Annotated in this window: 6 protein-coding genes; 3 read left to right on the forward strand and 3 right to left on the reverse strand. The window is 43.0% G+C overall.

Annotated elements, in window-relative coordinates:
* Positions 1-53: 53 nt before the first annotated feature.
* The 3 genes from ACI39P_RS00225 to ACI39P_RS00235 are packed head-to-tail and all read right to left on the reverse strand — an operon-like array spanning position 54 to position 2931.
* Positions 54-1445 (reverse strand): tetratricopeptide repeat protein, encoded by a 1392-nt coding sequence (locus tag ACI39P_RS00225; protein WP_439718704.1) that lies wholly within the window; start codon positions 1443-1445, stop codon positions 54-56.
* 18 nt (positions 1446-1463) lie between these two features.
* The gene (locus tag ACI39P_RS00230; protein WP_439718705.1) at positions 1464-1616 is read right to left on the reverse strand and encodes a hypothetical protein; all 153 of its coding nucleotides are present in this window, start codon (positions 1614-1616) and stop codon (positions 1464-1466) included.
* A gap of 16 nt (positions 1617-1632) precedes the next feature.
* The gene (locus ACI39P_RS00235; RefSeq protein ID WP_439718706.1) at positions 1633-2931 is read right to left on the reverse strand and encodes a glutamate ligase domain-containing protein; all 1299 of its coding nucleotides are present in this window, start codon (positions 2929-2931) and stop codon (positions 1633-1635) included.
* Positions 2932-3109: 178 nt separating this feature from the next.
* Between ACI39P_RS00235 and mltG the strand changes: the two genes are divergently transcribed.
* Genes mltG through ACI39P_RS00250 form a run of 3 tightly spaced genes read left to right on the forward strand, consistent with a single transcriptional unit; the run spans position 3110 to position 6529 of the window.
* Positions 3110-4561: an endolytic transglycosylase MltG gene (gene mltG, locus ACI39P_RS00240; protein ID WP_439718707.1), complete on the forward strand. Its 1452-nt coding sequence runs from the start codon at positions 3110-3112 to the stop codon at positions 4559-4561.
* 20 nt (positions 4562-4581) lie between these two features.
* Positions 4582-5289: a class I SAM-dependent methyltransferase gene (locus tag ACI39P_RS00245; protein WP_439718708.1), complete on the forward strand. Its 708-nt coding sequence runs from the start codon at positions 4582-4584 to the stop codon at positions 5287-5289.
* A complete protein-coding gene (locus tag ACI39P_RS00250; protein ID WP_439718709.1) occupies positions 5279-6529 on the forward strand; it encodes a peptidase U32 family protein in 1251 nt (416 codons plus the stop codon). Before ACI39P_RS00245 ends, ACI39P_RS00250 begins: the two co-directional genes overlap by 11 nt.
* Positions 6530-6577: the final 48 nt, after the last annotated feature.

Genomic DNA, 6577 nt, shown 5'->3' on the forward strand with positions numbered 1-6577 from the left:
ATAAGTACAAAAAAGCCCCCTCTTTATGGTTTGTTTAAAAAGAGGGGATTTTTTTACTGTGCTTTATTTAATTGTTCCAGTGCATTTCTTACATTACTGATCTGATTGGAATCGGGGAATTCACTGATAATGCGGTTATAATATTTTTTTGCAAGCTCTGCATCGCCGTCTTCCTCTGCAATCCTTGCCAGATAATAAATTGTATCATCTACAAAGTTTTCATTGCTGGTATATTGCAGAGCTGTTTCCAGATAAGTTTTCGCTTCAGTAAAATTATTGCTTAAGAACTGGCTCTTGCCCTTTGTATAATAGGAATCCGCTGCCTTGGGGTAAGCGGTCGTCTTTACAGAATTATATTTCGCCAAATCTTCTTCGCTGAAGCTTACCGTATCAATAGAATCCAGCGTAGTGACGCAGGCTTCATAATCGCCGTCTGTCATCTGGGATACAGCTGTTTCCAGCAATTCCAAGTTTGCTTGTTTATTTTCCTCGCTGCGGAGCAATTTATTTTCTTCCTGCAGCTTTGACAGTTCTGTCCGCATGGAAAGAACCTCTTCCGGTGTCATATTCGTTTCACCGGCATAATTTTCCACAGCTGTTTCCAGCTCTTTGATCTTTGTATTCTTGCTTTCATTCAAAGCTGGTACGATCAAAACAAGAATTACGATTGCCGATACGGCAATACCAACTAAAAAGGCCAGCAAGTCACGTTTTTCCAGTACACTATTAGCCTTTTCCTTCCGTTTATAGCGAGGAATCGGGGGATTGCTGTCTGTTTTCTTCATGCCAACAACAGATTTAGCCTTTTCCTGCTTTTTTAATACAGAAGTGGAAGAGGAATTTCCAAGAAGCTGTGCGTAATGCAAGGCGAGGGGATTGCGGATATCCCGCTTTAAAACAATATCGTTGAAATGCTGTGCACGTTTGATATTTTTATCCTCTAGGCAGCAAAGCGTCATCAGATTATAAGCATCCAAAAAATCAGGATTATTATCAATGGATTTTTTCAGCTGGATAATCGCCAAGTCATCGCTGCCTTGTTTCAAATAATTGATCGCCTGATTATACATACGGATAGCATCATTGCATTTTTCCATTTCTCTGCCATTTTTCTGCAGATAATCAATATAGCTGGAGGCGGTATTGCCTTCCGGCAAAATAGAAGTGCTGATGATCCAATGTTTCAGGGCATCGCCAATTCGCCCTGTTTCACAATAAATGAGACCAAGCAAATTTCTTGCCTGCACGTTATTTTTATCAAAAAGAAGGCTTTGCTCCAGATTTGCCGCTGCGCCGGATAAGTCTTTTTCCTTTGCCAAGCTAAGGGCATCGTTATACAGGCGAATAGACGCACTGCGTGCTTTGCGGAACACATATACATCGACCCCACAGCCGGGACAATGGCAGCCCTCAAAAAATTCAAAACCACAATTGGGGCATTTCATGTCATTCTCTCCTTTTTCTTATTCCTGAGGGGGTGTCTGTTTTTTTTCTTTTGCAATATGCTGCAAAATATCTAATAAATCCTGCATTTGGGAAGGGTGCAGGGATTCTTCAATTTGGTCAATTTCCATAATAGGCTGGAATCTGCTCAATTCATCTTTAAAATTAAACACGGGTCATTCCTCCGTTTCAAATGCTTCTGTTTGTAATATAAGTTCTGATGGCACCGATCATATAAAGAGAGCCACAGCAAAGGACGATACCATCTGCAGGGGTGATAGAGAGAGCTTTTTCATAAGCATCTTCGATTTTCTTTTCCGTATAGATCATGCCATTATAATTAGAAATGGAACGGGCCAGAGAAAATACATCCAGCTTTCGTTCGCTATGGGGTTCTGTCAGGATGACAGAATTGGCATAGGGGAGGATATACTCCGCCATTTTGTGATATTCCTTGTCACCCAAAACGCCAAGGATCAGGGTAACTTTTTCGCCCTTGAAATAAATAGAAAGGGATTTCGCCAGCTGTGCAATACCATCCGCATTATGGGCGCCGTCTAGAATTACCAAAGGGTTTCTGCTGCAAATCTCCATTCTGCCGGCCCAACGGGCGTTTTTCAGACCCTTTCGAATCGCTTCTTCCGAAAGGGAAATGCCTCTTTTTCTGAGAACGCGACAGGCTTCTAAAACTGCCAAACAATTATCGATCTGATAGGACCCCAGAAGGGATACTTTAAAATTTTCCAAAAATATTGATTTATTTTTGACAGAGAAAACAGTCCCTTCCAGCGTTTGGGAAGCGACGTTGATCTCTGCATCATTCAAACAATATAAGGGCGCATCCAATTGGTCTGCCACATCCTTGATGATATTATATACTATTTCCTCTTGAGAATACAACACTACCGGGCAATTTTTCTTGATAATGCCAGCCTTTTCCGCAGCTATTTTTTCAATGGTATCCCCAAGGAAATCTGTATGGTCAATACTGATGGACATAATGAGAGAAAGAAGAGGGGAGGAGACAATATTGGTAGCATCATATTTGCCGCCAAGCCCTACTTCTAAGATCAAAATATCGACTTTTTGTTCAGAAAAGTAATGAAAGGCTGCTCCGGTGAGGATTTCAAAAAGCGTAGGCACAGCTTTGCCCTCTGCTTCCAGTTTCTCACAGAGCTTCCGTATCAAATTGATCTCCTTTGTAAAATCCGCATCTGAAATTTCTTCACCATTGATCATAAAACGTTCGTTGTATCGTTCCAAGTGGGGAGAGGTATAGGTTCCGACACGGTATCCTGCTTCTTTCAGAATAGAAGACAGCATAGCAACAGCAGAACCTTTCCCGTTTGTCCCTGCAATATGGATGACAGAAAGCTTCTCTTCGGGGTTTCCCAGCTTTTCACAAAGAAATTCTATGCGTTCCAGCCCCGGTACAGAACCAAAGCCGACTTCTTCTTCTAAATAATGGATACACTCTTGATAATTCACGGATTTTCTCCTCTCAATATTTTTCATCCTTAATTATATCAAAGCTTCGGATTTCTGCAATAATCTTAAGAAAAATGAAAAAGAAATTGTTGATGTCCTTTATATTGCGAGAAAAGGTTGTACGATAAAGGAGAAAAATGTATAATAATATGATGGAATAAAGAAAGGAGCATCACTTATGGATGATAAATTCGACAGAGAAAATGAATACTCTGAAACCAGATATCCTCGAAGAGAAAGAGCCACCATAGATGGAAATACAAGATATCCCGTTAGAGAGGAACGTCGTTCTCTGCGCAGCACACAGGAACAAACGCATATTCCAAAAAGAGAAGATCCTTTCCGGGAGCAAACACGTAGCCCGAAAAGGGAAGCACCTGCCCAGGAACAAAACAGCTTCACGGAATATGAACGGCGTGCAGCCGCAAGGCGGGCAGAATTTTCCAGAGAACCGAAGGAATCCTATTATGAGGATATCCGCATAGAACGCCCTGCCAGGGAGGAACTTTCTCCCCGAGAGGGACGGTCTGCCAAAGAAAACAGAACTCGCTCCGCTGCCCCCCAAAGAAAGAACAACCATCGGAAAAAACGCCACCTGACAGGCTTTGCAAAAGGTCTGATCGTTTTGATTGTAGCTTTGATTGTTGGTCTGCTTTCTTTTACATTTATGAATCATCTCATGAACCCCCCTGTAGAAGAAGTGGAACTGACAGGAGAAACTGTCACTGTTACCATTCCTGAGGGGGCGGGTACAGAAGATATTGCGAGAATTCTGAAAGAGAATAAGCTCATCGGCAGCGTATTTGGGTTCAAACTGACCAGCAAACTGGAAGGGTTTGACGGTACTTATAAACAGGGTACCTATGAAGTGGATACAGGCCTGACAAAACGGCAGATTATGGAATTGCTGCAAAGCGGCAAAGTGGCGGCAAATTTGAAGATCACGATTCCGGAAGGCTATTCCGTGAAGCAAATCGCTGAAAAAGTCGCAGAAACAGAAATTTGCACGGCAGAAGAATTTATCAGCGAATGCAATAATGGTACCTTCGATTATGATTTTCTGAAAGACCTTCCTGACAGAGAATACAAACTGGAAGGGTATCTCTTCCCTGATACTTATTTCCTGCAAGAAAGTATGACAGCCCATGATATCGTCAATGCCATGCTGGCTCGTTTTGATAAGATGTATACAAAAGAATATCAGGAAGCTGTTGAGAAGAGCGAGTATACTCTGGATGAAATCGTAACAATTGCTTCTATGATTGAAAAAGAAATCAAAGTAGAGGAAGAACGTCCCAGAGCTGCCGCTGTTATCTATAACCGCCTGAAAGATAATATGTCCCTTGGCATCGATGCCACAGTGCTCTATGCTGTCGGCAAAACATCCGGCGAATTGACACAGGATGATCTGAATACGGATTCCCCCTATAATACAAGAAAAAATCAAGGCTTGCCTTTGGGGCCTATTTCCAACCCCGGCGAATCTTCCTTCCGGGCAGCTCTTTATCCGGAAGATAATAATTATCTGTACTACGTTGTAGAAGCAGTAGGCAAAGATAATCATGTTTACTGCGAAACTTACGATGAATTCCTGGATGCAAAGGCAGCATATCAGGCCAGTGCACAGTGATAGAAAATAGGAGAGAAAAAATGAATTATGTAACTGATGATACGATGAATGCATATCTGCGTACGGTACAGCCTATGTATGACGGTGTGTTGGGCGAAATCCAGAAGGAAGCCATGGCTGCGGAGGTGCCTATTGTACCGCCCGAAGTCGCCCGCCTGCTGAGTGTCCTGCTGACCATGCAGAAGCCTAAAAATATTTTGGAAATCGGTACAGCTGTTGCCTTTTCCGCAGGGCTCATGTGCCGCTACTTGCCGGAAGAGGGAACTGTAACGACCATCGACCGCTATGAAGTGATGCTGAAAGATGCCCGTGTGAATATCAAGCGTATGGGGCTGGAAGATAAAATTAAGATTTTGGAAGGGGATGCGGCAGATATCCTGCCCACTTTGGAAGGCCCCTATGATGTGATCTTTATGGATGCTGCAAAGGGGCAGTATCAGGCGTTCCTGCCTCACTGCCTTCGTTTGCTGCCTGTTGGAGGTCTGCTGATTGTGGATGATGTGCTGCAGGGTGGAACCATCGCTCAAACCCGCTTTAGTGTGCCCCGCAGACAGCGCACGATCCATAAGAGATTGCGGAATTTTCTTTGGGAGATTACGCATAATGATGCACTGGAAACCTCTATCATTCCCATAGGGGATGGTGTAGCCCTTTGCTATAAGAAAAAAGAAATCGAATGGAAAGAACCAGAAGTTAGAACAGAAGGAGAAACTGACGATGCAGAATAAAAAGAAAATGGAATTATTGGCACCGGCAGGCGATTTGGAGAAGCTGAAGATCGCTGTACTTTATGGTGCAGACGCAGTATATATCGGCGGAGAGGCCTATGGCCTTCGTGCCAAAGCAAAAAACTTTGATATAGACACCATGGCAGAAGGCGTAAAATTTGCCCATGAACATGGTGTGAAAGTATATGTGACAGCTAATATTTTTGCCCATAACCCGGATTTTGAGGGAATGGCAGACTATTTCAAAGCAGTAGAAGCCATCGGTGTGGATGCCCTTATCATTTCCGATTTAGGGGTATTTTCCGTTGCCAGAGAAACTGTTCCTAATATGGAGATTCATGTTTCCACCCAGGCAAACAATACGAATTACAAATCTGCCCAGATGTGGTATCAGCTGGGGGCGAGACGTGTGGTCGTTGCCCGTGAACTGTCTATGACAGAAATCAGACAGATTCGCGATAACATTCCCGCAGATATGGAGATTGAAGCCTTTGTGCATGGTGCCATGTGCATTTCCTATTCCGGCAGATGCCTGCTGAGCAACTATCTGGCAGGAAGAGATGCCAATAAAGGGGCTTGTGCCCATCCCTGCCGCTGGAAATATCATCTGGTGGAAGAAACACGCCCCGGGGAATATATGCCTATTGAAGAAAACGAAAGAGGTACTTATATCTATAATTCCAAAGACCTCTGTATGATCGAACATATTCCTGATATTGATAAAGCTGGTATCTATAGCTTAAAAATCGAAGGGCGCATGAAAACCCCTTTCTATGTGGGTACAGTGGTAAAAGCTTACCGTCAGGCCATTGATGATTATCATACCGACCCGAAGCTCTATGAAGCACGCCTGCCTTATTATCTGGCTGAGGTTTCCAAGGCAAGCCACAGGGATTATACAACAGCATTTTATTATGGAAAACCTGACGGAAATCAGCAGGTATATACGAACAATTCCTATATCCGCGAATATGATTTTATTGGCATGGTGCAGGAAGATTGGGAGGAGACAACAGGTTTTGCCGTTGTGGAACAGAGAAATAAATTTTCTGTTGGAGAAGAAATTGAAGTAATGCCAGCAAAAGGAGATTCCTTTTCTATGATCGTTACGGAAATCATCAACGAAGCGGGGGATAGGGTGGATTCTGCTCCCCATCCCCAGGAAATTTTAAAGGTAAAATTCGACAGACCTGTGAAAAAATTTGACATGCTTCGCAAAAAACCCACAGATATAAAATAAAAAACTTGATTTTCTGTCGAAATAAAGATATCCTAGAAGTATCCTAAT

The organism is Anaerotignum sp., assembly GCF_051877975.1.
In the GTDB taxonomy this organism is placed as follows: domain Bacteria; phylum Bacillota; class Clostridia; order Lachnospirales; family Anaerotignaceae; genus Anaerotignum_A.

Coding starts and splice junctions, on each gene's coding strand:
- ACI39P_RS00225 (WP_439718704.1), bottom strand. CDS start 1,445: ATGAAATGCCCCAATTGTGGTTTTGAATTTTTTGAGGGCTGCCATTGT.
- mltG (WP_439718707.1), top strand. CDS start 3,110: ATGGATGATAAATTCGACAGAGAAAATGAATACTCTGAAACCAGATAT.
- ACI39P_RS00245 (WP_439718708.1), top strand. CDS start 4,582: ATGAATTATGTAACTGATGATACGATGAATGCATATCTGCGTACGGTA.
- ACI39P_RS00250 (WP_439718709.1), top strand. CDS start 5,279: ATGCAGAATAAAAAGAAAATGGAATTATTGGCACCGGCAGGCGATTTG.